This window comes from Streptomyces sp. NPDC031426 (genome assembly GCF_055581585.1).
In genome coordinates this window covers 194,412-215,761 of the sequence record NZ_JBVIJE010000010.1, presented here as the reverse complement: position 1 = coordinate 215,761, position 21,350 = coordinate 194,412, and the positions used below count along the sequence as shown (strand labels likewise).

The 21,350-nt window shown below is 71.5% G+C and carries 22 protein-coding genes and 5 tRNA genes; 17 read left to right on the top strand and 10 right to left on the bottom strand.

All coding sequences use genetic code 11. The features are described 5' to 3' along the window. Positions 1 to 20: 20 nt before the first annotated feature. The gene (locus ACZ5NH_RS22680) at positions 21 to 305 is read right to left on the bottom strand and encodes a type II toxin-antitoxin system RelE family toxin (protein ID WP_468777604.1); all 285 of its coding nucleotides are present in this window, start codon (positions 303 to 305) and stop codon (positions 21 to 23) included. Between the two features lie 41 nt (positions 306 to 346). Here ACZ5NH_RS22680 and ACZ5NH_RS22675 point away from each other — a divergent pair, with 41 nt between their 5' ends. From ACZ5NH_RS22675 to ACZ5NH_RS22650, 6 genes are all read left to right on the top strand, one after another. After that, positions 347 to 1,078: an HAD family hydrolase gene (locus ACZ5NH_RS22675; protein WP_468777601.1), complete on the top strand. Its 732-nt coding sequence runs from the start codon at positions 347 to 349 to the stop codon at positions 1,076 to 1,078. Positions 1,079 to 1,168: 90 nt separating this feature from the next. Further along, a tRNA-Gln gene (locus tag ACZ5NH_RS22670) sits at positions 1,169 to 1,240 on the top strand. A gap of 21 nt (positions 1,241 to 1,261) precedes the next feature. After that, positions 1,262 to 1,334 (top strand) — tRNA-Glu (locus tag ACZ5NH_RS22665). A gap of 29 nt (positions 1,335 to 1,363) precedes the next feature. Further along, positions 1,364 to 1,436 (top strand) — tRNA-Glu (locus tag ACZ5NH_RS22660). Positions 1,437 to 1,457: 21 nt separating this feature from the next. After that, a tRNA-Gln gene (locus ACZ5NH_RS22655) sits at positions 1,458 to 1,529 on the top strand. 28 nt (positions 1,530 to 1,557) lie between these two features. Continuing rightward, positions 1,558 to 1,630 (top strand) — tRNA-Glu (locus ACZ5NH_RS22650). Positions 1,631 to 1,681: 51 nt separating this feature from the next. Here the strand turns inward: ACZ5NH_RS22650 and ACZ5NH_RS22645 are convergent. Then, positions 1,682 to 2,326, bottom strand: coding sequence for a MerR family transcriptional regulator (locus ACZ5NH_RS22645; RefSeq protein ID WP_468777599.1), 645 nt, complete (start codon positions 2,324 to 2,326; stop codon positions 1,682 to 1,684). Between the two features lie 79 nt (positions 2,327 to 2,405). Between ACZ5NH_RS22645 and ACZ5NH_RS22640 the strand changes: the two genes are divergently transcribed. Further along, positions 2,406 to 2,915: a DUF4188 domain-containing protein gene (locus ACZ5NH_RS22640; protein WP_388628134.1), complete on the top strand. Its 510-nt coding sequence runs from the start codon at positions 2,406 to 2,408 to the stop codon at positions 2,913 to 2,915. A 76-nt stretch (positions 2,916 to 2,991) separates the two neighbouring features. On the opposite strand, the gene ndgR is transcribed toward ACZ5NH_RS22640, so the two are convergent. Next, entirely contained in the window at positions 2,992 to 3,708 is a 717-nt protein-coding gene (gene ndgR, locus ACZ5NH_RS22635; RefSeq protein WP_009320373.1) for an IclR family transcriptional regulator NdgR, read from the bottom strand. Between the two features lie 208 nt (positions 3,709 to 3,916). On the opposite strand from ndgR, the gene leuC reads away from it, so the two are divergent. From leuC to ACZ5NH_RS22615, 4 genes are all read left to right on the top strand, one after another. Beyond that, entirely contained in the window at positions 3,917 to 5,341 is a 1,425-nt protein-coding gene (gene leuC / locus ACZ5NH_RS22630; RefSeq protein ID WP_388628131.1) for a 3-isopropylmalate dehydratase large subunit, read from the top strand. A gap of 6 nt (positions 5,342 to 5,347) precedes the next feature. Further along, positions 5,348 to 5,941: a 3-isopropylmalate dehydratase small subunit gene (gene leuD, locus ACZ5NH_RS22625; RefSeq protein WP_468777597.1), complete on the top strand. Its 594-nt coding sequence runs from the start codon at positions 5,348 to 5,350 to the stop codon at positions 5,939 to 5,941. Positions 5,942 to 6,204: 263 nt separating this feature from the next. After that, positions 6,205 to 6,435 carry an SCO5555 family protein gene (locus ACZ5NH_RS22620; protein WP_067130673.1) on the top strand — a complete coding sequence of 77 codons (231 nt, stop codon included), beginning with the start codon at positions 6,205 to 6,207 and terminating at the stop codon, positions 6,433 to 6,435. Positions 6,436 to 6,571: 136 nt separating this feature from the next. Next, a complete protein-coding gene (locus tag ACZ5NH_RS22615) occupies positions 6,572 to 7,219 on the top strand; it encodes an HU family DNA-binding protein (protein ID WP_468777595.1) in 648 nt (215 codons plus the stop codon). Between the two features lie 69 nt (positions 7,220 to 7,288). Here the strand turns inward: ACZ5NH_RS22615 and ACZ5NH_RS22610 are convergent, their stop codons facing one another. Next, complete coding sequence (locus tag ACZ5NH_RS22610; protein WP_388628123.1) at positions 7,289 to 7,492, bottom strand: hypothetical protein; 204 nt, start codon at positions 7,490 to 7,492, stop codon at positions 7,289 to 7,291. A gap of 84 nt (positions 7,493 to 7,576) precedes the next feature. Next, positions 7,577 to 8,215 (bottom strand): 2-phospho-L-lactate guanylyltransferase, encoded by a 639-nt coding sequence (gene cofC, locus ACZ5NH_RS22605; protein WP_388628120.1) that lies wholly within the window; start codon positions 8,213 to 8,215, stop codon positions 7,577 to 7,579. Between the two features lie 155 nt (positions 8,216 to 8,370). Between cofC and ACZ5NH_RS22600 the strand changes: the two genes are divergently transcribed. The 3 genes from ACZ5NH_RS22600 to ACZ5NH_RS22590 are packed head-to-tail and all read left to right on the top strand — an operon-like array spanning position 8,371 to position 11,373. Beyond that, positions 8,371 to 9,150 carry a lysophospholipid acyltransferase family protein gene (locus ACZ5NH_RS22600; RefSeq protein WP_388628117.1) on the top strand — a complete coding sequence of 260 codons (780 nt, stop codon included), beginning with the start codon at positions 8,371 to 8,373 and terminating at the stop codon, positions 9,148 to 9,150. Beyond that, complete coding sequence (locus ACZ5NH_RS22595; RefSeq protein ID WP_388628114.1) at positions 9,147 to 10,157, top strand: NAD(P)H-dependent glycerol-3-phosphate dehydrogenase; 1,011 nt, start codon at positions 9,147 to 9,149, stop codon at positions 10,155 to 10,157. Before ACZ5NH_RS22600 ends, ACZ5NH_RS22595 begins: the two co-directional genes overlap by 4 nt. 58 nt (positions 10,158 to 10,215) lie before the next feature. Beyond that, on the top strand, positions 10,216 to 11,373 hold the full coding sequence (locus ACZ5NH_RS22590) for a D-alanine--D-alanine ligase family protein (RefSeq protein WP_388628111.1): 1,158 nt from the start codon (positions 10,216 to 10,218) through the stop codon (positions 11,371 to 11,373). Between the two features lie 12 nt (positions 11,374 to 11,385). On the opposite strand, the gene ACZ5NH_RS22585 is transcribed toward ACZ5NH_RS22590, so the two are convergent. Both ACZ5NH_RS22585 and ACZ5NH_RS22580 read right to left on the bottom strand, forming a co-directional pair. Further along, positions 11,386 to 11,907, bottom strand: coding sequence for a DUF3515 domain-containing protein (locus ACZ5NH_RS22585; RefSeq protein ID WP_450980401.1), 522 nt, complete (start codon positions 11,905 to 11,907; stop codon positions 11,386 to 11,388). Positions 11,908 to 11,927: 20 nt separating this feature from the next. Beyond that, on the bottom strand, positions 11,928 to 12,161 hold the full coding sequence (locus ACZ5NH_RS22580) for an Lrp/AsnC family transcriptional regulator (RefSeq protein WP_003997603.1): 234 nt from the start codon (positions 12,159 to 12,161) through the stop codon (positions 11,928 to 11,930). 245 nt (positions 12,162 to 12,406) lie between these two features. Between ACZ5NH_RS22580 and ACZ5NH_RS22575 the strand changes: the two genes are divergently transcribed. Together ACZ5NH_RS22575 and thiD are read left to right on the top strand one after the other, a co-directional pair. After that, positions 12,407 to 13,372, top strand: coding sequence for a thiamine-phosphate kinase (locus ACZ5NH_RS22575; RefSeq protein WP_330337600.1), 966 nt, complete (start codon positions 12,407 to 12,409; stop codon positions 13,370 to 13,372). Continuing rightward, positions 13,369 to 14,157, top strand: a complete 789-nt coding sequence (gene thiD / locus ACZ5NH_RS22570; protein ID WP_468777591.1) for a bifunctional hydroxymethylpyrimidine kinase/phosphomethylpyrimidine kinase — start codon at positions 13,369 to 13,371, stop codon at positions 14,155 to 14,157. The genes ACZ5NH_RS22575 and thiD overlap by 4 nt, the downstream gene beginning before the upstream one ends. Before the next feature lie 100 nt (positions 14,158 to 14,257). Here thiD and rpmB read toward each other — a convergent pair whose 3' ends face one another. Then, positions 14,258 to 14,443: a 50S ribosomal protein L28 gene (rpmB, locus tag ACZ5NH_RS22565; RefSeq protein ID WP_003993230.1), complete on the bottom strand. Its 186-nt coding sequence runs from the start codon at positions 14,441 to 14,443 to the stop codon at positions 14,258 to 14,260. Positions 14,444 to 14,701: 258 nt separating this feature from the next. Here rpmB and ACZ5NH_RS22560 point away from each other — a divergent pair, with 258 nt between their 5' ends. After that, complete coding sequence (locus ACZ5NH_RS22560) at positions 14,702 to 16,504, top strand: DAK2 domain-containing protein (protein ID WP_468777590.1); 1,803 nt, start codon at positions 14,702 to 14,704, stop codon at positions 16,502 to 16,504. A gap of 7 nt (positions 16,505 to 16,511) precedes the next feature. Here ACZ5NH_RS22560 and ACZ5NH_RS22555 read toward each other — a convergent pair whose 3' ends face one another. Next, the gene (locus ACZ5NH_RS22555; RefSeq protein ID WP_468777588.1) at positions 16,512 to 19,499 is read right to left on the bottom strand and encodes a tetratricopeptide repeat protein; all 2,988 of its coding nucleotides are present in this window, start codon (positions 19,497 to 19,499) and stop codon (positions 16,512 to 16,514) included. Continuing rightward, positions 19,496 to 21,334: an HSP90 family protein gene (locus ACZ5NH_RS22550; RefSeq protein WP_468777777.1), complete on the bottom strand. Its 1,839-nt coding sequence runs from the start codon at positions 21,332 to 21,334 to the stop codon at positions 19,496 to 19,498. Before ACZ5NH_RS22550 ends, ACZ5NH_RS22555 begins: the two co-directional genes overlap by 4 nt. Positions 21,335 to 21,350 lie beyond the last annotated feature (16 nt).

Below are 21,350 nucleotides of genomic sequence, written 5' to 3'. Positions count from 1 at the left end.
TGCCGCCCCTGTTGCGTCGGTCACTGGGCGTCGGCTTCGTCGATCAGATAGGCGCTCTCGTCGAAGATCTCCAGCACGACGACGACCATGATCGCGCCGGCCGCCATGTACTCCAGCATGACGCCCGGGGCCACATACGCCTTGCGCAGATGCTCGTCAGGGCCCAGTTGCGCGGTCGATGTCTTCCGGAACGGGTCACGGGCCAGTATCCGTACGGCCCTGTCCAACTGCGCTCGACGCTCTGCCGGAAGGGCGTCGAACGTCGCACGGGCCTCGACGGTGAACTGGACGCGGTACTCGCTCATGCGGACCAGTGTGCCAGCCGTTCGGCGGTACCGTCGGTGGCATGACGATCAGAGCCGTGGTCTGGGACGTGGACGACACCCTGTTCGACTACACGAGCGCCGATCGCGAGGGCATGCGGGCGCATCTGGCGGCGGAAGGGCTGCTCGCCGGGTACGACGGCCCCGAGCGGGCCCTCGCCCGGTGGCGGGAGATCACCGACCGGCAGTGGGCGCGGTTCTCGGCGGGGGAGGCCACCTTCGAGGGGCAGCGGCGCGACCGCGTACGGATCTTCCTGGACGTGGACCTGACCGACGACGAGGCCGACGCCTGGTTCCAGCGGTACATCGGGCACTACGAGGCCGCCTGGAGCGTCTTCCCGGACGTCCTGCCCGCCCTGGAGGCCCTCTCCGCCAGCCACCGGCACGCGGTGCTGTCCAACTCCAGCATCACGGTCCAGGAGCACAAGCTGCGCACCCTCGGCCTCCTCGACCGCTTCGAGGCCGTGCTGTGCGCCGCCGAGCTGGGCGTCTCCAAGCCGGAGGCCGCCGCCTTCCTTGCGGCCTGCGAGGCACTGGGGCTGCCTCCGCACGAGGTGGCCTACGTCGGCGACCACCCGGAGATCGACGGGCGGGGCGCCGCCGAGGCCGGGCTGCTGTCCGTGTGGATCGATCGCGGGACGGGTTCCGCACCAGCCGCCGGAGAGGCCGTCTGCCGTCGGATCTCGACCCTCGCCGAACTCCCCGCGCTCGTCCGCACGGATACCCGTTTTGGAGCCCCGTCCACCTTCAGGTAATGTTCTTCCTGCGCCGAGGGGAGCGGGCCGAAAGGCCGGAGCCCCGAGGAGCAAGCTAGAACGAGGACCCCACAGGGGCTTGAGTTCCAGTGGCCTATGGTGTAATTGGCAGCACGACTGATTCTGGTTCAGTTAGTCTTGGTTCGAGTCCAGGTAGGCCAGCTCGCAGAGCTTATCTGCAAAGCCCCCGTTGTGTAGCGGCCTAGCACGCTGCCCTCTCAAGGCAGTAGCGCCGGTTCGAATCCGGTCGGGGGTACTGATCCTGATCCTGTCGGGATCGCTAGGGCCCCCGTTGTGTAGCGGCCTAGCACGCCGCCCTCTCAAGGCGGTAGCGCCGGTTCGAATCCGGTCGGGGGTACTGACTGGTCTAAACCATCATTGGTCTATGGTGTAATTGGCAGCACGACTGATTCTGGTTCAGTTAGTCTTGGTTCGAGTCCAGGTAGACCAGCTCGGACCTGCGGAAACGCAGAGTCCACGCCCCCGTTGTGTAGCGGCCTAGCACGCCGCCCTCTCAAGGCGGTAGCGCCGGTTCGAATCCGGTCGGGGGTACGCACAGGGAAGGCCCTCCACTTCGGTGGGGGGCCTTCGCCGTACCCGGCCCTACTCCAAGCCGTACCGCCGGCCCGACTCCTCCTCCTGGGCCAGTCGGCGCAGGGCCTGCAGCATCGGCTCGGTCAGCACCGCGCCGAGCACCGCCGTCTCCACCTTCTCCGCCTCCGACGGGTGCGTCTCCACGAAGTCCAGGTCGAGTTTGGCCACCTCGTGCATCAACTTGGCGTAGGACGCGAGGAGTTCGTGCCCCCATTCGTAGCCGAGCCGGCGGAACGCGGCCACCGCCACCACCAGGGAGCGGTACGCGGGGGAGATCGTCGTCAGCAGCTTCGCGTTCGACCAGCCCAACTGGTCCAGCAGCTCGTCCGCCTCCCGGTGCGCGGCCCGCACGAAGTCGTCCTCCTCGTCCGGCTCCGGTACCTGCGGCAGCGCCCACAGGGCCGCGCCCAGCCGGATCGAGCGGCTCAGGGACTCGTCGTCGACGTTCCGCAGCACCTCCCGGACCGTGGCCACCGGGAGACCGCCGACCTGGATCATCGCGCGCACCAGCCGCAGTCGGCGCAGGTGCTCCTCACCGTACTCGGCCGTGGTCGTGTTGAGCTGGCGGCCCGGCGGCAACAGGCCTTCGCGCAGGTAGTACTTGATCGTCGCGGTGGACACACCACTGCGTCTGCTCAGTTCGGCGAGCCGCATGTCTTGCGCTCCTTCTTGGATAACGTCACTATCCAAGCATCGCCACTTGGATAGCGTCGCTCACCAACGAGGGGAAGTCATGGTGTCCCGTACGACCGCCGACGCGAAGGGCGAGGTCGTCGTCCTGCTGATCGGCATGCGCATCAACCGCTTCTGGGCGGTGCACCTATGGCTGCCGGTGATGCTGGGGATGTTCCGCATGCTGCGGGAGCTGGAGAAGGACCCCGCGCGGGGACTGCGCGCCAAGGTGCTGCTGACGGCGTCTTTGCGGACGTACTACGTCGTGCAGTACTGGGAGTCCAAGGACAAGCTGTACGCCTACGCGACCGCGCCGGACGCGTTCCACCACCGGGCGTGGGCCGCCCTCAACCGCAAGGAGCGCAGCGGCAGGCTGCGCGGGCAGGTCGGGATCTGGCACGAGGCGTACGTCGTGCCGGAGGGCTCGTACGAGGCGATCTACGGGGACATGCCGGCGTTCGGCCTCGCGGCCGCGCACGGGCAGATCCCGCTGGAGAAGCGGGGCCGGTACGCCAAGGACCGGTTCGCCCACCGGTCGCAGCAGGAGCCGGTGGCGGACAAGACCGGCTGAACCGGGGGATCGGGGGAGCGAGGAGGGTCTGCCGCGGCGTTGAGGCGGGCCCTCCTCGGTGTTCCCGGGTCCGGGCTCAGCCCGAGCGGCGCAGGGCCTCGGAAAGGCGCGCGGCGGCGTCGATGACCGCCTGGGCGTGCATACGGCCGGGATGGCGCGTCAGGCGCTCGATCGGGCCGGAGACGGACACCGCGGCCACCACGCGGTTGGACGGGCCGCGTACCGGCGCGGAGACGGACGCGACGCCCGGCTCGCGCTCGCCGATGGACTGGGCCCAGCCGCGCCGCCGTACGCCCGACAGGGCCGTCGCCGTGAAGCGGGCGCCCTGCAGACCGCGGTGCAGCCGCTCGGGCTCCTCCCACGCCATCAGGATCTGGGCCGAGGAGCCGGCCTTCATCGTGAGCGTGGAACCGACCGGGACGGTGTCCCGAAGGCCGGACAGGCGTTCCGCCGCGGCCACACAGATCCGCATGTCACCCTGGCGCCGGTAGAGCTGTGCACTCTCGCCGGTGACATCACGGAGGTGGGTGAGCACGGGGCCCGCCGTCGCGAGCAGGCGGTCCTCGCCGGCCGCCGCCGCCAGCTCCGCGAGACGCGGGCCGAGAATGAAACGGCCCTGCATGTCGCGTGCCACCATGCGGTGGTGTTCCAAAGCCACGGCCAGGCGGTGAGCCGTGGGTCGTGCCAGTCCGGTCGCGCCGACCAGACCCGCGAGGGTGGCCGGACCGGACTCCAGAGCGCTCAGGACGAGGGCCGCCTTGTCCAGAACGCCGACGCCGCTACTGTTGTCCATGCAACGATACTCGCGTCTCACTCTGTGAAACGCAAGCTCAATTTTCCGTGGAACGCGCCACTCTGGAATCACACAGCGGCCCGCAGACCAACGGGCCCGGCGGTGGACGCCCGGAATCACGACTTCATGGGGCCCGCACACGGGCAGCCACCGCATCCCCAAGATCTCTAGTTGGGCCGGTGCATGCTTGCCGGCCGGAGGGAAAGCGATGGGTAGGACACTCGCGGAGAAGGTCTGGGACGACCACGTCGTCCGGCGCGCCGAGGGCGAGCCCGACCTCCTCTTCATCGATCTGCACCTGCTGCACGAGGTGACCAGCCCGCAGGCCTTCGACGGGCTGCGCAAGAACGGCCGTCAGGTGCGCCGCCTCGACCTCACCATCGCCACCGAGGACCACAACACCCCGACCCTCGACATCGACAAGCCCATCGCGGACCCGGTCTCCCGGGCCCAGCTGGAGACGCTGCGCAAGAACTGCGCCGAGTTCGGGGTGCGGCTGCACCCGCTGGGCGACGTCGAGCAGGGCGTCGTACACGTCGTGGGTCCGCAGCTGGGGCTGACCCAGCCGGGCACCACCGTGGTCTGCGGTGACTCCCACACCTCCACGCACGGCGCGTTCGGCGCGCTGGCGTTCGGCATCGGCACCTCGCAGGTCGAGCATGTGCTGGCCACCCAGACGCTGCCGCTGGCCCGCCCCAGGACCATGGCCATCACCGTCGAGGGCGAGCTGCCCGAGGGCGTCACCGCCAAGGACCTGATCCTGGCGATCATCGCGAAGATCGGCACGGGCGGCGGCCAGGGCTACATCCTGGAATACCGCGGCTCCGCCATCGAGAAGCTCTCGATGGAGGCCCGGATGACCATCTGCAACATGTCGATCGAGGCCGGCGCCCGCGCGGGCATGATCGCCCCCGACGAGACCACCTTCGCCTACCTCAAGGGCCGACCGCACGCCCCCGAGGGCGCCGACTGGGACGCCGCCGTCGAGTACTGGAAGACGCTGCGGACGGACGAGGACGCGGTCTTCGACGCCGAGGTCGTCATCAACGCCGACGAACTGTCGCCGTTCGTCACCTGGGGCACCAACCCGGGCCAGGGTGCGCCGCTTTCGGCGTCCGTCCCCGACCCGGCTTCGTACGAAGACGCTTCGGAGCGCCTCGCCGCCGAAAAGGCCCTGGAATACATGGCGTTGGAGGCCGGTCAGCCGCTGCGCTCCATCAAGGTGGACACCGTCTTCGTAGGCTCCTGCACCAACGGCCGCATCGAGGACCTGCGCGCCGCCGCGGACCTGCTGCGCGGCCGCAAAGTCGCCGACGGCGTACGGATGCTGGTCGTCCCGGGCTCCGCGCGCGTGGGTCTGCAGGCCGTCTCCGAGGGCCTGGACGTGGTCTTCAAGGAGGCCGGCGCCGAATGGCGGCACGCGGGCTGCTCGATGTGCCTGGGCATGAACCCGGACCAGCTGGCCCCGGGCGAGCGCTCCGCCTCCACCTCCAACCGCAACTTCGAGGGCCGGCAGGGCAAGGGCGGCCGGACGCACCTGGTGTCGCCGCAGGTCGCCGCCGCGACCGCCGTCCTGGGCCACCTGGCCTCGCCCGCCGACCTGTCCGACACCTCTGTGCCCGCTGGAGTCTGATCAGTCATGGAAGCCTTCACCACCCACACCGGCCGGGCCGTCCCGCTGCGCCGCAGCAACGTCGACACCGACCAGATCATCCCTGCTCACTGGCTCAAGAAGGTCACGCGGGACGGGTTCGAGGACGGGCTGTTCGAGGCCTGGCGCAAGGACCCCGAGTTCATCCTCAACCGCCCCGAGCGGCAGGGCGCGACCGTGCTGGTCGCCGGCCCCGACTTCGGCACCGGCTCCTCCCGCGAGCACGCCGTCTGGGCGCTGCAGAACTACGGCTTCAAGGCCGTGATCTCCTCCCGCTTCGCGGACATCTTCCGGGGCAACTCGCTGAAGAACGGCCTGCTCACGGTCGTCCTGGAGCAGAAGATCGTGGACGCGTTGTGGGAACTCACGGAACAGGACCCCACTGCTGAGGTCACTGTGGACCTTGAGGCTCGTGAGGTTCGTGCGGAGGGCATCACCGCCTCCTTCGAACTGGACGAGAACTCCCGCTGGCGCCTGCTGAACGGCCTCGACGACATCTCCATCACGCTGCGGAACGAGGCCGACATCGCCGCCTACGAGGACAAGCGGCCGTCGTACAAGCCGCGGACGCTCCAGGCCTGAGCCGGGCCCCGGCCGGGTCGCGTTTCGGCCACCCCAACACCCCGTCTGTACCCCCGATCGCCACGATTGGGGGTACAGCCATGTCTGCACCCGAACAGCCCCCTGAGCTTCTTGCTTCGTGCTCAACTTGCCACGTTACGAAGGTCGTTGCCTGGGTACGTGAGTGCTGGGACCGCGCCCTCCGCAAGTGCCTGAATGGCCAATCGAGGCGGTAGTTGCCCCCTGCGCAGGCGACAACTCGCCCCAGATGGCACAATCTGTGCATGGAACACGACGGCCAACTCCAGCTCTATACGGCGGTCGCGAACCAACTGAAGGAAGCGCACGCAAGGGTGCGCGCACTGCAAGTCCCGGAGGGCGTACGGATGGCGCTGACCCGGAAGCTGCTGGTCATTACGGCCGCGGCCAAGCACGATCTCGCCGCTGCGGCAAGGCGGCTCGAGCGGTTCAACGCGGACCTCGACGAGGGTCGGATCCCCGACGAGGACCACTGAACAGCCCGAGATCACCGAGTCCGTTGCGGCACAAGGGTGATTAGCCCGTTTCGTGTTTGATTTGCGGTATATATCTGCCTAACGTGCGAAAAAGCTTGAACACTTTCGTTCTGGCGATGTCTCCGAAGGGGAAGACGTGAACAAGGCGCAGCTCGTAGAAGCGATTGCCGACAAGTTGGGTGGCCGCCAGCAGGCCGCCGAGGCTGTCGATCATGTCCTGGACGCCATCGTCCGCGCGGTCGTCGCGGGCGAGCGGGTCTCGGTCACCGGCTTCGGGTCCTTCGAGAAGGTGGACCGCCCCGCCCGTTACGCCCGCAACCCTCAGACGGGCGAGCGGGTTCGGGTCAAGAAGACCTCTGTGCCGCGGTTCCGCGCCGGTCAGGGCTTCAAGGACCTGGTGAGCGGCTCGAAGAAGCTGCCGCGCGGTGGCGAGGTCTCGGTCAAGAAGGCGCCCAAGGGCAGCCTGACCGGCGGCGCCGCTGCGACGGTCAAGAAGGCCGCCGCGAAGAAGACCACCAAGGCGGCCGCGAAGAAGGTCGCGGCCAAGAAGGCGGCGCCCGCGAAGAAGGCAGCCGCCGCGAAGAAGACCACGGCGAAGAAGGCGCCCGCCAAGAAGACCACGGCGGCCGCCAAGACCACCGCGGCGAAGAAGGCCACCGCCAAGAAGGCGACGGCCAAGAAGGCCCCGGCGAAGAAGGTCACCGCGAAGAAGGCCCCGGCAAAGAAGTCGACGGCCCGCAAGACCACCGCCAAGAAGGCCACCGCCCGCAAGGCGACGTCGTAAGGATGCCAGGCACTCACGCGCCGGGCCGGACTCCCTGGGGAGCCCGGCCCGCGGCGTGTGTAAGGGCAGTTACAGGGTCTGAAGGGTTACGAGGGTGATGCGCAGCGCGTCGCCCTGCCCCTCGGCCTCGATCCGCACCCGCTGCCCGGGGCGCAGGAGCAACAGGCCGCCCGCGTCGAACGCGGCGGTGTCGAACGGCACCGGGGTGCCGTCGTCGAGGAGCACCTGTCCGCTGCGGGTTTCGGGGTCGTAGGTGTATGCGGTGGCCTGCATGACGGCCAGCCTAATGTTCGCCGTCGCGGGATGCGCCGCGGGGCCGCGCCCCGAACTTCCGCCCAGCCCCGGCGCCGGGTGCCCTCAGGGCTCCGGGATCAGCAACCCCGCCGACACCGCGGCCGTATACGGTCCCACGCCCAACGCGAGCGCCGCTCGTAGATCGTTCCCGGTGTCCACGTCCTGTCGTACCGAATCGACCCCCGCCAGCTGGATTTCCGCCGCTCCGGACGCGCGATGACGGGCACGGGAATCCACGCCGAACTCCGGCTGCAATTCCTGCTCCGGCCCCGCGGTCAGCAAAGTCGTGCCCAGTGCGGCCGCATCCGCGAGAAAAGCCCGGGAAAACTCGGCCGCCGCGCCCAGGACTACGGCCAGTTCCGCCGGGCGCAGCGCGGGCAGGTCGGCGTTGAGGGCCGCGACCGGTGTGCGCGGGCGTATCTCCCGTACGACGGCCGCGCCGTGCGCCAGCGCGGCGTTCAGGCCGCCGGCCGGCGTGTCCGGGACGATCCGCGCGCCCAGCACGGCCAGCTCGCGTGCCGCCCGCTCGTCGTCCGTGACGACCGCCACATCCGCCACGGCCGGACAGGACAGCGCCGCGGCCACCGTGTCCTGCGCGAACGCGAGCGCCAACCCCGGGCGCACCCCGTCGCCCGCGGTGTCCGAGAGCCTGCTCTTGGCCCGCGACAGGGGCTTCAGGGGGATGACCAAGGTCCACTGCACCGGCATACCGTCCCTCTCTTGTCGCGATCATTGTCCCCCGCGCCATCTGGCGCCGTCGGTGGCGGGGCGTACGGTGTTCTCGACAGACCGGCGGCACGGGGCGACAATCGTGCGGCCCCCGCCGGGGTGGCAGCCCCCTAGAGGAAGGTGTCCTTGTGCCCCGCCGCAGAATCGGCTTCTGGTACCGCTTCGCCGCGGTGATCTGCAAACCGCCGCTGGTGGTTCTGATCAAGCGGGACTGGCGTGGAATGGAGCACATTCCGGCCGAGGGCGGATTTATCACCGTGGTGAACCACAATTCCCACGTGGACCCCTTCGCGTACGCGCACTATCAGTACAACACCGGACGGGTTCCGCGATTCCTGGCGAAGAGCGGGCTATTCAAGAAGGGATTCGTCGGCGCCGCCATGCGCGGCACCGGGCAGATCCCCGTCTACCGCGAGTCCACGGACGCGCTCAGCGCCTTCCGGGCCGCGATCGACGCCGTGGAGCGCGGCGAGTGCGTCGCCTTCTACCCCGAGGGCACCCTCACCCGCGACCCGAACGGCTGGCCCATGACCGGCAAGACCGGTGCCGCCCGCGTCGCCCTGCAGACGAAGTGCCCGGTCGTCCCCGTCGCCCAGTGGGGCGCCAACGAACTGCTGCCGCCGTACGCCAGGAAGCCGAACCTCTTCCCGCGCAAGACCCATCACGTGCTCGCGGGCCCGCCCGTGGACCTCTCGCGCTTCTACGACAAGGAGATGACCCCGGACCTGCTCAAGGAGGCCACCGAGGTCATCATGGCGGCCATCACCCGCCTCCTGGAGGAGATCCGCGGCGAGAAGGCGCCCGAGACGCCCTACGACCCGCGCCGTGAGCGGATCGAACAGCGGCGCCGCACCGAGGCACAGACGGCGGAGACCAAGGGCAAGGAACCGGAGGGGCAGGGCAAGTGAGCAAGGCGGTCAAGACGGCGGTCATGGGCACCGGCTCGTGGGGCACCGCCTTCGGCATGGTCCTCGCCGACGCGGGCTGCGAAGTCACCCTGTGGGCCCGCCGTCCCGAACTGGCCGAGGCCGTCAACTCCACGCGGACCAACCCCGACTACCTGCCGGGCGTCGAACTCCCGGAGAACCTGCGTGCCACCTCGGACCCGGCCGAGGCCCTGCGCGACGCGGACTTCACCGTCCTCGCCGTGCCCTCCCAGACCCTGCGCGCCAACCTCGCCGAGTGGACCCCGCTGCTCGCCCCGGACACCGTGCTCGTCTCCCTGATGAAGGGCGTCGAACTCGGCTCCACCATGCGGATGAGCGAGGTCATCGACGACGTCGCCAAGGTCGGCTCCGACCGCATCGCGGTCGTCACCGGGCCCAACCTGGCCCGTGAGATCGCCGCCCGCATGCCCGCCGCGGCCGTCGTCGCCTGCACCGACGTGGCCGTCGCCCAGCGCCTCCAGGCCGCCTGTCACACGCCGTACTTCCGGCCGTACACGGAAACCGACGTGGTGGGCTGTGAACTGGGCGGTGCCGTGAAGAACGTCATCGGGCTCGCCGTCGGCATCGCGGACGGCATGGGGCTCGGCGACAACGCCAAGGGCTCCCTCATCACCCGGGGCCTCGCCGAGACCGCGCGGCTCGGTGTGGTGCTCGGCGCCGACCCGCTGACCTTCTCCGGACTCGCCGGCCTCGGCGACCTGGTGGCGACCTGCTCCTCGCCGCTGTCCCGCAACCACACCTTCGGCACCAACCTCGGCAAGGGCATGACCCTGCAGGAGACCATCGCGGTCACCAAGCAGACCGCCGAGGGCGTCAAGTCCTGCGAGTCCGTGCTGGATCTGGCCCGCCGGCACGGCGTCGACATGCCCATCACCGAGACGGTCGTCGCCATCGTGCACGAGGGCAAGTCACCGGTGGTCGCCGTCAAGGAGCTGATGTCGCGCAGCGCGAAGCCGGAACGACGCTGAGCGAACCCCTGAGTCGACGCTGTATCCGGGCTCTACCAACGGGTACTCTCAACGCGATATGAGCACCGAGAACCTCCCCCAGAGCCCTGAGCAGCAGCCCCGCAAGCCGCGCGTGGCCGTCGTGTTCGGCGGCCGCAGCTCCGAACACGGGATCTCCGTGGTCACCGCGGGCGCCGTCCTCAAGGCCATCGACCGGACGAAGTACGACGTCCTGCCGATCGGCATCACCAAGGACGGCCGGTGGGCGCTGACCGCCGACGAGCCGGAGCGCATGGCGATCACCGACCGCCGTACCCCCAACGTCGAGGAACTGGCGGAGTCGCACGAGGGCGGCGTGGTGCTCCCCGTCGACCCCGCGAGCCGCGAGGTCGTCTACAGCGAGCCCGGCTCGGTGCCCAAGGCCCTCGGCGAGGTCGACGTCGTCTTCCCGGTGCTGCACGGCCCGTACGGCGAGGACGGCACCCTGCAGGGCCTCCTGGAGCTGTCCGGGGTGCCCTACGTGGGCGCCGGCGTGCTCGCCTCGGCCGTCGGCCAGGACAAGGAGTACATGAAGCGGATCTTCACCTCCTACGGGCTCAAGGTCGGCCCGTACGTGGTGATCCGGCCGCGCGAGTGGGAGCGGGACGAGTCCGCCGCCCGCAAGAAGATCGTCGACTTCGCCGGCGAGCACGGCTGGCCGCTGTTCGTGAAGCCCGCGCGCGCGGGCTCGTCCATCGGCATCACCAAGGTCGACGACCTGTCCGGGCTGGACGAGGCGATCGCCACCGCGCAGGCCCACGACCCGAAGATCCTCGTCGAGGCCGCCGTACGCGGTCGGGAGATCGAGTGCGGCGTCCTGGAGTTCGAGGACGGCCCGCGCGCCTCCGTCCCGGCCGAGATCCCGCCGCCGGACACGCACGCGTACTACGACTTCGAGGCCAAGTACATCGACTCCACGCCCGGTATCGTCCCCGCGCCGCTCACCGAGGAGCAGACCGCCGAGGTGCGGCGGCTCGCGGTCGAGGCGTTCGAGGCGGTCTCCTGCGAGGGCCTGGTCCGCGCGGACTTCTTCCTCACCGAGGACGGCGAGTTCGTGATCAACGAGGTCAACACCCTGCCCGGCTTCACGCCGATCTCGATGTACCCGCAGATGTGGCAGGCCAGCGGCGTCAGCTACCCCGAGCTGATCGACCGCCTGGTGCAGGCGGCGCTGCGCCGCTCGACCGGACTGCGCTGAGCGGCCCGCGAGTCACCCGCGCATGGAGGCGATCCCCGTGGGGATCGCCTTCTTCACGGCCGCCGCGATGTCGGTGAGCACGGCCGTGCCCTCCTCCTGCGCGGACATCCCCTTGGGCAGGGCGATCTGCACATAGGCCACGCGGCCCGCCGTGGTGAACCGCCAGGTGCCGTCGCCCTGCTTCTCCATCAGCCAGTCGACGCCGTTCACGTCGCCCGCGATGGCGTCGGGGTCACCGCCCTCGGCCACCTTGGGGTCGATCATCTTCGGCGGCCGTACGACACCGCAGCGCAGTATGATCGCCGGGTTTCCCCAGCCCGCCGTGTAGGCGGACCGGGGTTCGGGGTCGTTGCGGCTTCGCCCGTCGAGCTTCTGCGGCAGCACCCGGTGCAGATTCCGGCACACCGGCGCCGTTTTCGCGTCGGGGCTGGGAACCGCCACGGTCGCGCTGTCGTCTGCCGAGGAGCAGCCCGCGACCGCGAGCAGCAGCGCGGGCGCGAGCACGCCGAGGGGCCGGTGAGCGAAGAACTTCACCGGCCAAGCGTAGACGGGGGCTACAGATGCACGACCGGACAGGTCAGGGTGCGGGTGATGCCGTCCACTTGCTGGACCTTGGCGACCACCATGCGACCGAGATCGTCGACCGTGTCGGCCTGGGCGCGCACGATGACGTCATAGGGTCCCGTCACGTCCTCGGCCTGGATCACTCCAGGGATCTTGCTGATCGTCTCGGCGACGGTCGACGCCTTGCCGACCTCCGTCTGGATCAGGATGTACGCCTGTACCACGGAACCTCCAGGGCGGCCACGAGGATCATGTGGGGAAAAGGAACGCCACGGTATCGCGTCGCCGCTCCCCGCGGGGAGACCTGCGGGAACCGGGCTTGCGCGCCAGGGTGCAGGCACGACGGAAGTTGACGGTCGCAAGACCGCTGCGACGGTCATCCTGACCGTATCGACAGTCACCTCGACCGTATCGGGGACACTGATGGCGCGCGACTGGGCATGGCATGGCAGAGAAGGGGAGCAAGGCAATGAAGGGCACTGTTGGTGAGCTCGGTGAGTTCGGGCTCATCAGGGAGCTCACCTCCCGTCTCACCACCACCCCGGCGGTCCGGATCGGCCCCGGCGACGACGCCGCGGTGGTCGCCGCGCCCGACCGCCGGGTGGTGGCGAGCACCGACATCCTGCTGGAGGGGCGGCACTTCCGCCGCGACTGGTCCACGGCCTACGACGTCGGCCGCAAGGCGGCGGCGCAGAACCTCGCCGACATCGCCGCGATGGGCGCCGTACCGACCGCCCTGCTGCTCGGCCTGGTCGTCCCGGCCGAACTCCCGGTGACCTGGCCGAGCGAGCTGATGGACGGCCTGCGCGACGAGTGCCAGGTCGCGGGTGCCTCCGTGGTCGGCGGTGACGTCGTACGCGGCGACACGATCATGGTGTCGATCACCGCGCTCGGCGATCTGCGCAACCAGGAGCCCGTCACACGGGCCGGCGCCCAGCCCGGCGACCTGGTGGCCGTCACGGGCTGGCTGGGCTGGTCCGCGGCCGGTTACGCGGTCCTCTCCCGCGGTTTCCGCTCCCCGCGCGCCTTCGTGGAGGCCCACCGACGCCCCGAGCCGCCGTATCACGCGGGTCCGGCCGCCGCCGGGCTCGGCGCGACCGCGATGTGCGACGTGAGCGACGGGCTGATCGCCGACCTCGGGCACATCGCCGAGGCGAGCAAGGTCCGCATCGACATCCGCTCGGGCGCGATCGACATCCCGAGCCAGATGAACGACATCGGGCAGGCCGTCGGCGTCGATCCGCTGCAGTGGGTGCTGACCGGGGGAGAGGACCACGCGATCGTCGCGACCTTCCCGCCGGACACCAAGCTCCCGGCCCGCTGGAAGGTCATCGGCGAGGTCCTCAACCCCTCCGCGCTGCCGCAGGTGACCGTCGACGGGGCGCCCTGGACCAGCAAGGGCGGCTGGGACCACTTCGGGGACATCGAGTCATGAGTCTTGCGAGGGTGCTCACGGTGGCCGGCTCCGACTCCGGGGGCGGGGCCGGCATCCAGGCCGACCTGAAGACGATGCTGGCGCTCGGCGTGCACGGGATGAGCGTGATCACGGCCGTGACCGCGCAGAACTCGCTGGGCGTCCAGGGCGCCTGGGAGCTGCCCGTGGCGGCCGTGCGGGCCCAGTACCGCAGCGTCGTGGACGACATCGGCGTCCAGGCCGTGAAGACCGGCATGCTGGCCTCGGCGGAACTGGTCGAGGCGGTCGCCGAGTTGATCTCCGGCACGGACGCGCCGGCCGTGGTCGACCCGGTGGGCGTCTCCAAGCACGGCGATCCGCTGCTCGCCGCGTCCGCGCTGGATTCGGTACGGACGAAGCTGCTCCCGGTGGCGACCGTGGTCACCCCGAATCTGGACGAGGTGGCCCAACTCACGGGGGTACGGGTCCAGTCCGAGGGCGATCTGCGCCGGGCCGCGGACGCCGTGCTGGCGTACGGGCCGCGGTGGGTGCTGATCAAGGGCGGGCATCTGGCGGGCGAGGCCGTGGATCTGCTCACGGACGGCGCCGACGAGTACCGGCTGCGTGCGCCCCGCCACGACAACCGGCACACGCACGGCACGGGCTGCACACTGGCGTCCGCCGTCGCGTCGGGGCTGGCGAAGGGGCTCTCCGTGCCGGAGGCGGTCACGGCGGCCAAGGAGTACGTCACGGGCGCGATCGCCGCCGGGTTCGCGCTGGGGGCGGGGATCGGGCCGGTGGATCACGGCTGGCGCTTCCGTGCCTGATGTGCTTCCGGGTCTCGGGTACGGCAAAAAGCCGGTCCACCCTCGGGTGGACCGGCTCAGTGCAGCGAACCAGGCAGTGGCCGCGCGCTCAGCTGTAGCGTCAGCGCGAGACCTTGCCGGCCTTGATGCACGAGGTGCAAGCGTTCACGCGCTTCGGCGTCCCGCCGACCACGGTACGCACACGCTGGATGTTCGGGTTCCAGCGGCGGGACGTACGGCGGTGCGAGTGCGAGATGTTGTTGCCGAAGCCCGGCCCCTTGCCGCAGACGTCGCAGTTGGCAGCCACGGGTCACTCCAAAGACTTCAGATGCACTTACGGTTAATCCCGGCATGCCGGGATCGAGATCCTAAGACCTGAGATCTTGAGTGGCGGTGCCAGGGGAACGGCCCGATCGGATCGGGCAACCGGAGCAGCATACAACGGCTGCGCCCGTAGAACGAAACTACCATGGCAGATCAGGACCCCGCTCCCGGCCCTGTTCCGGTGGACACCGCTTCGGGGTCTACGCTGCGTCCCACGTCCAGCCAGTTCAGGGAGGCGCAGGTGGCGCAGGTGCCGCAGACATTCCTCGATGCTCTCGCGGTGCGCACCTGGTGCGGTCTGGCGCTCGGAGCGCTCGGTCGCGCGCGCGAGGAGATCGACGCGATCAACGTCTATCCGGTGGCCGACGGCGACACCGGAACGAATCTCTACCTCACCCTGGAATCGGCGGCCACCGCCGTGGAGGCGGTGTTCGCCGGGTACGAGACGGGTACTGATGAGCCCTCTCTGGCGGACGCCGTGCACGCGATGGCCCACGGGGCGCTCATCGGGGCCCGGGGCAACTCCGGGACGATCCTGGCGCAGCTGCTGCGCGGCATGGCGCAGGTGCTGGCCCAGGGCGGTGAGGCGGCGCACATCGACGGCGCGGGGCTGCGGCTGGCGCTGCGGAGGGCCGCCGACTCCGCCCGGCAGGCCGTGGCCCACCCCGTCGAGGGCACGGTGCTGACCGTCGCCTCGGCCGCGGCCGAGGCCGCCGAGGAGGCCGACGGCGACTGCGGCGCGGTCGCGCGGGCGGCCTACGAGGGTGCGCGGACGGCCCTTGCGGCCACTCCGCGCCAGCTGCCCGTGCTCGGCCGGGCCGGGGTGGTCGACGCGGGCGGACGCGGGCTCGTGGCGGTGCTGGGTGCGCTGGTGGAGGCGTTCACGGGGGAGGCGGTACGGGAGGTGCCGGCCGCGCGGGAGAGCCTCGCGGCGGTGCGGGACACCGCGGACGCACCGGACGCCGTTTCCGGCGGGCACGCGCGCGTGCACGGGGCCTGCGGTGCTGCGGGCGCCGGTGCGGATGCCGATCTGCACGCGCGCGTGGGCGCCGGTTCCGCTGCGAGCGCGCACGCCCGCGTGGCCGTGCCCGACGCAGGCCTGTGCGCCGAGGGCGAGACCGGCGGGCCCGCCTACGAGGTGATCTATCTCCTGGAGGCCGGCGACACGGCCGTGGCCCGGCTGCGGGAACGCCTCGACGCGCTCGGCGACTCCCTGGTCGTGGTCGGCGGCGACGGGCTGTGGAACGTCCATGTGCACGTCGACGACGCGGGCGCCGCCGTGGAGGCGGGCGTCGAGGCCGGGCGGCCGTACCGGATCAGGATCACCCACTTCGGGCTGGGGGACGTGCACACCGGCGGCGAGCGGCCGCCACGCGAGCGTGCCCAGCGTGCCGTCGTCGCCGTCGTGCCGGGCGAGGGCCTGGCCGGGCTGTACACCGAGGCGGGCGCCACGACCGTCCTCGCGCGCCCCGGGGAGCCGCCCGCCAGCGGGGAGCTGGTGCAGGCGCTGCGGCGGGCCCACGCGCGCGAGGTCGTCCTGCTGCCCAACGACGCCGAGCTGCGCCACACGGCCGCCGCGGCCGCCGAGCAGGCCCGCACCGAGGGCATCCGGGTGGCCCTGATCCCGACCCGCTCGGCGATCCAGGGCATCGCCGCGCTCGCCGTGCACGAGCCGGCGCGCCGGTTCGACGAGGACGTGGTCCAGATGACCGCGGCGGCGGGCGCCACCCGCTACGCCGAGGTCGTCGTCGCCGAACGCCAGTCCTGGACGACGGCCGGCATCTGCCAGGCCGGGGACGTGCTCGGGCTGATCGACGGCGACGTGGCGGTGATAGGCCCCGACGTCACCGCCACCGCCCGGACCGTCCTCGACCGCATGCTCCAGGCCGGCGGGGAGCTGGTCACCCTCGTCGTCGGCGACGGGGCCCCCGAGACCGTCGCCGAGCAGTTGGAGGCCCGCGTACGGGAGTCCTACCTCGCCGTGGACACGGTCGTGTACCGGGGCGGCCGGCAGGGGGCCCTGCTGCTCATCGGCGTGGAGTGAGCCGGGTTCACGACTCCTGCTCCAGCATCCGGGCGGCCTCCACCCGGCGCACCCGGACGGTCTCGTCCCCGTCGTCGGCGCCCCGGTAGGCCACGAGCACGGCACGCGCGCGTGCCGCCGCCTCGGCGGGCCGGCCGAGGTCCGCAGCCAGCCGCCCGGCGGCGAGTTGGGCACCGGTACGGTCGTGCAGCGCGTCCGGGCCGAGCGTGGTGAACAGGTCGGCCGCGCGGTCCAGCTGGATCAGGGCCGCCTCGAACACGGCCTGGATCGCGCCCTCTTCGGTTTCCTCGGCCCGCTCCGCCCCCTCGGTCGCCGAGCGGGTCAGCAGCTCTCCGAACTGCCCGTGCGTGTGGGCGAGTTCGCCGGTGAGCTGTGCCATGGACACCGGGTCGGCCGCGGCCCGACGCGCCCGCTCGCACGTGCGCACCGCCTCCGCCATCAGCTCCCGCGCGCCCTCCGCGCCGCGCTCCCCGCGCAGCGCCAGCCAGCCGCGGGCGCGCAGTGAGCGGACGAGGAAGGCCGGGTTGCCCAGCGCCCGCCACAGCTCGCCCGCTCGCGCATAGGCCTGGTCGGCCTCGTCCAGCAGGCCGGCCTTGCTCAGCGACTCGGCGGCGAGGTGGGCGAGCGTGGCGTGGTCCTGCTGCTCGGGCCAGTGCCGGGCGGTCTCGGCGGCCCGCAGCCGGTGTTCCGCCGCCGCCCGGTGATCACCCAGCTCGCCCAGGCAGTCGCCGAGCCACCACTGCGCCTGTACGACGGCTCCGTCCCCGTGCGTCTCGGCGGACAGGTCGGCCAGCGCCGACTCCAGCACCTCGGCGGCCTCGGCGCACCGCCCCTGCCGCAGCAGGAAACCGCCCAGCTGCTGCCGCGCCCAGGCGCCCAGCGTGCCGCTCTCGCCCGCCTCGTCGGCCCAGTGCGCGGCCTGCAGCGCATGTTCGGTGGCCTCGACGACCTCACCCCGGGCGCCGACGACCTCGGCCAGCTGCAGATGCAGCTGGGCCCGGCCGACCGGCTCCAGGTACGGCCCGCCGTGCTCCAGGGCGGCCCGCAGCGCCCGTTCCGCCTCGCCCGGCTCACCGGCCTGATGGGCCAGCGCGGCGACCTGCATCTCGTACTCCACGGCGAACCACGGCAGCCCGGCGCTCACATACGCGTCGGCCGCCCGCCGGAACAACTCCGCGGCCCGCCCGCCGTCCCCGCGCACCCCGGCCAGCTCGGCGAGCATGCCCCGCGCCTCAGCGGCCCGGGCGGCCAGCCGCACATCATCCGCGGTCCGCCCCTCGACGAGCGCCAGCACCTCACGCACGGCCTGCTCGACCTGCGCGAACACCGACGTGTCGGGGACGCGTCTGTCGGTCGACGCGTCCTCGGGCGCGGAGCCGCCCGGTACCGGGGCCTCCAGGACCGGCGCACCCTCGTGTACCCGTCGCATGAGGATCCGCGCCCGGCTCATCAGGACCGACGCCGTCTGCCGTACGCCGGTGGCCTCCTCGGCGTACAGGGCGAGGGCCTCGTCGTACAGGCCGGTGACCACGTCCAGGGCCGCCAGTACGTCGCCGGTCAGGGCGCGGACGTACGCTCCACGCGCGCGTGCCGCCAGGGCCTCGCCGGGGTCGCCCGCCTCGGCGTACAGGGCCGCCGCCTGCTCGAACAGCTCGATGCCCTCGGGGCCGCGGGCCATCGCCTCGTGCTCGGCCAGCTCCGCGCGGTCGCGCGGCTCCAGATCCGTACCGCGCGCGGCCCGCCGGACCGCGGCCCAGGCCTCCAGGGCGTGTGGCCGCAGGGTCTCCGACAGCCGGCGTGCCTCGGCGAGCAGGGCCGCCAGGCCGGGCTCGCCGTGCCCCTCCGTGGGCGGGGGCGCGGCCACCGGCGCCGGCCCCGTGCGCACCGTGCGCACGCCCAGCGGCAGGCGCTCCACCAGCGGCCGCTGAGCCATACGCGCGCGTGCCCGGGCGCCGATGTTCGACGTGCCGTTGCGCCGGTCGAACCGCTCGGCCAGGTCCAGCGTCTCCACGCGCGCGTGGCCGGCGAGTTCCTGTGCCGTCCAGGTCCGCCCGGCCGGACCCGGCACCCGCTGTCCGCCGAGGCCCAGCTCGGTCAGCCGGTCCATCAGCAGCGTCACCACGGCCAGGAAGTCCAGCCGGCTGCGCGGATGCCCCGTGTCGGTGAAATACGCCGGCCGCTCGGCGAGCAGCTCCAGAGCGCGTGCCTCATTGCCCGTCAGTGCGCAGAACTCCACATGGTCGGCGTACGCGCCGCGCATCGACTCCATCGGGCGGACCAGACGAAAGCCCCGCAGATGGTTCGCGCGGGCCTCGTCGACGCGCCCCAGGCGCAGCAGCGGGGCCAGCGAGGAGGCCAGCACGGTGTGCGGTTCGTGCGCGCAGGCGAACTCGCCCTCCAGCACCGGCCGCCACAGCTCCAGGGCCTGAGCGTCCCTGCCGCGCTGGACCTGCCACTCGCCCTGCCCGTGCAGCTCGCACGCGTGGCAGTCGGCCATCGTGTCCCGGTCCGCGGCGAGCCACGCGGCGTACGCCCGCTCCGCGCGCGCCAGGTCCCCGACGTGCGCGGCCACAGTGAACTCCGCGCCGCGCACGGCACGTTCGGAGTGCCCGGCGAGCCGGTAGCGGTGCTCCATCTCGGCGAGCCACTTCTCGATCGAGGCGAGCGGGATGTGCGGCTGGTCCAGCATGCCCGCCGACATCCACTTGAAGACCCAGTGCAGCGAGTGCGCCTCGTACGCGTCGAAGTCCTCGGGCCGTTCGTCCCACATGCGCAGCAGCCGCGCGAACGGGACGAACATCTTGTCCTTCTCGGAGCTGTAGTTGTAGACCTTCAGCTGGTGCCCGAGCGCCTCGATGACGGCCAGCGGGACGCCGAGGCCCTCCGCCTCGGCCAGCAGCCGCTCCGCGCGCGCGTTGCGGGCCGGGCCCTCCGGCTGCTCGGAGTTCTCCGCCATCGCCCGGCGCAGCGCGTCGAAGTCCGCGATCTCGCTCATCGCCCGTCACTCTCCCCATGGGTCGCCCACTCCAGCAGGCCGATGAACGCCCGGTTCAGCAGCGCCGAGTCGGCCGGCCGGAGCGAGCGCTGCGCCATCAGCAGGGCCTGCCCGTACAGCGACTCCGTGGCGGTGCCGATCAGTTCCGGGTCCTTCAGCGAACCGATGCGCCGCACCAGCGGGTTGAGATGGTTGAGTACCAGACGCGCGCGTGGTGCGCTGCCGCGCAGCGAGCCGAGGATGCCCGCCCACAGGTCGTCGGCCTGCTCCTCGGCCGCCGCGCGGGCCTGCTCGTGCCGCGCGGAACGGTCGTCCAGATGCAGCGCGGGCACGGACAGCGGATGGAAGGCCCGCAGGACGACGTCACAGCCCAGCGGGTCCAGCTTCGCCCGCGCCGCCGCCAGGAAGCCGGACAGGGCCAGCTCCTCGCCCGGGTCGACCGCGTCCAGGTGCGCCGTCACGGTGTCCGCGTCCAGCTCGGCGACCACCGTCCCCGGCCGCACCGACGGCAGCGCCTCCACCAGGTCGCCGTCGTACGTGTAGCCGCCGTTGACCACGCCGACGCCCTGCGCGGAGGCGATCGGCGCGACCTGCCGGTACTCCTCGACGGTCCGCGTGAAGTGCACCACCGGGTGGCGTTGTGCGAACTCCTCCAGCGACAGCTGCCCGTCGGTCGTCTCGAACGGCAGCCAGGGCAGCATCGTGCGCAGCATGTCCCGGTCGTGCCGGGCGAGCGACTTCACCCCCAGGTGATGCACGGCGAGGAAGGCCGTCAGCCGCTCCGGATCACCGGCGGCAAGCCCCGTGAGCCACGAGCGAATCCTCTCCCCGAGCGCCTCCCGCACCGCGGCCAGCGTCTCGTCCTCGTACAGCGACTCCCGTGAGGCCGTCGGCCGCAGACTGTCGGTGTCCAGCACACAGCGCACGAAGAACGCCCAGTCGGGCAGCAGCTGTTCGGCCCGCTCGGTCAGCAGCATGCCCTTCAGATGCACCCGGTGGGTCGCCCGCTGGGCGGGGCTCACGGCCGCCGGCAGCACGTACGCCACCCCGCGGATCCCGGCCAGCGGCACGTCCAGGTCGATCGAGTCCAGCGGGGTGAACCCGAACAGCTCGTGACAGTGCCGGGCCAGCGCCACCCTTCTGCTCGAAGGGCTCGGGTACGGCCGGTCCCAGGGCGCGGGCAGATCCGTCACCGGCTCCTCGCCCACCCGGACGTCGTACGGCAGCAGCGCGCCGAAGTCGCGGGCCAGGGCCAGCACCCGCTCCGGCGCCAGCCACTCGGCCGCCCCCGGCCGCGCGGTCAGGTGGACGGTCGTACCGGGCTCGGGCCGTGCGGAGTCGGGCAGGGTCCGCACGGTGTACGAGCCGTCGTCGCGCGCCGTCCACTCCACCGGTGGTGCGCCCGGCGTACGGGCGCTGCGACTGACCACCCGGATCCGCTCGGCGACCACGAAGCACGCGAGCAGGCCGATGCCGAACTGGCCGAGGAAGTCCGAACGGGCCTCCTGCAGGCCCTCGGCCCGCTTGGAGCTGCGCCCGATGGTGGCGAGCAGATCGTGCACGTCCGCCTCGGTGAGCCCGATCCCGGTGTCCTCCACGCGCAGGCCGCCGCCGTCGGCGTGCAGCCGCACCCGGGCCGGGGCATCGGGCTCCGCGCCCCGCCGTGCCGTGATGGCGTCGACGGCGTTCTGCAGCAGCTCGCGCAGATAGACCTTGGGGCTGGAATAGAGGTGATGGGAGAGCAGGTCCACCAGACCGCGCAGGTCGACCTGAAACATGTGAGGAGGGTGAGGTGACTGGGATGCCTGGGCTGACTGTGAGGTCTGGGAGTCCATCGTCACTGCGCCGGAG

What these genes read in the sequence shown, in the direction of transcription:
- ACZ5NH_RS22645 (WP_468777599.1), bottom strand. Translation starts at nt 2,326, where the DNA reads ATGCGGCTCGCCGAACTGAGCAGACGCAGTGGTGTGTCCACCGCGACG.
- ndgR (WP_009320373.1), bottom strand. Translation starts at nt 3,708, where the DNA reads ATGGACAACAGTAGCGGCGTCGGCGTTCTGGACAAGGCGGCCCTCGTC.
- ACZ5NH_RS22550 (WP_468777777.1), bottom strand. Translation starts at nt 21,334, where the DNA reads ATGGACTCCCAGACCTCACAGTCAGCCCAGGCATCCCAGTCACCTCAC.
- ACZ5NH_RS22620 (WP_067130673.1), top strand. Translation starts at nt 6,205, where the DNA reads ATGGAACACGACGGCCAACTCCAGCTCTATACGGCGGTCGCGAACCAA.
- ACZ5NH_RS22575 (WP_330337600.1), top strand. Translation starts at nt 12,407, where the DNA reads ATGAAGGGCACTGTTGGTGAGCTCGGTGAGTTCGGGCTCATCAGGGAG.
- ACZ5NH_RS22555 (WP_468777588.1), bottom strand. Translation starts at nt 19,499, where the DNA reads ATGAGCGAGATCGCGGACTTCGACGCGCTGCGCCGGGCGATGGCGGAG.
- ACZ5NH_RS22675 (WP_468777601.1), top strand. Translation starts at nt 347, where the DNA reads ATGACGATCAGAGCCGTGGTCTGGGACGTGGACGACACCCTGTTCGAC.
- leuD (WP_468777597.1), top strand. Translation starts at nt 5,348, where the DNA reads ATGGAAGCCTTCACCACCCACACCGGCCGGGCCGTCCCGCTGCGCCGC.
- ACZ5NH_RS22680 (WP_468777604.1), bottom strand. Translation starts at nt 305, where the DNA reads ATGAGCGAGTACCGCGTCCAGTTCACCGTCGAGGCCCGTGCGACGTTC.
- leuC (WP_388628131.1), top strand. Translation starts at nt 3,917, where the DNA reads ATGGGTAGGACACTCGCGGAGAAGGTCTGGGACGACCACGTCGTCCGG.
- ACZ5NH_RS22640 (WP_388628134.1), top strand. Translation starts at nt 2,406, where the DNA reads ATGGTGTCCCGTACGACCGCCGACGCGAAGGGCGAGGTCGTCGTCCTG.
- ACZ5NH_RS22590 (WP_388628111.1), top strand. Translation starts at nt 10,216, where the DNA reads ATGAGCACCGAGAACCTCCCCCAGAGCCCTGAGCAGCAGCCCCGCAAG.
- ACZ5NH_RS22610 (WP_388628123.1), bottom strand. Translation starts at nt 7,492, where the DNA reads ATGCAGGCCACCGCATACACCTACGACCCCGAAACCCGCAGCGGACAG.
- thiD (WP_468777591.1), top strand. Translation starts at nt 13,369, where the DNA reads ATGAGTCTTGCGAGGGTGCTCACGGTGGCCGGCTCCGACTCCGGGGGC.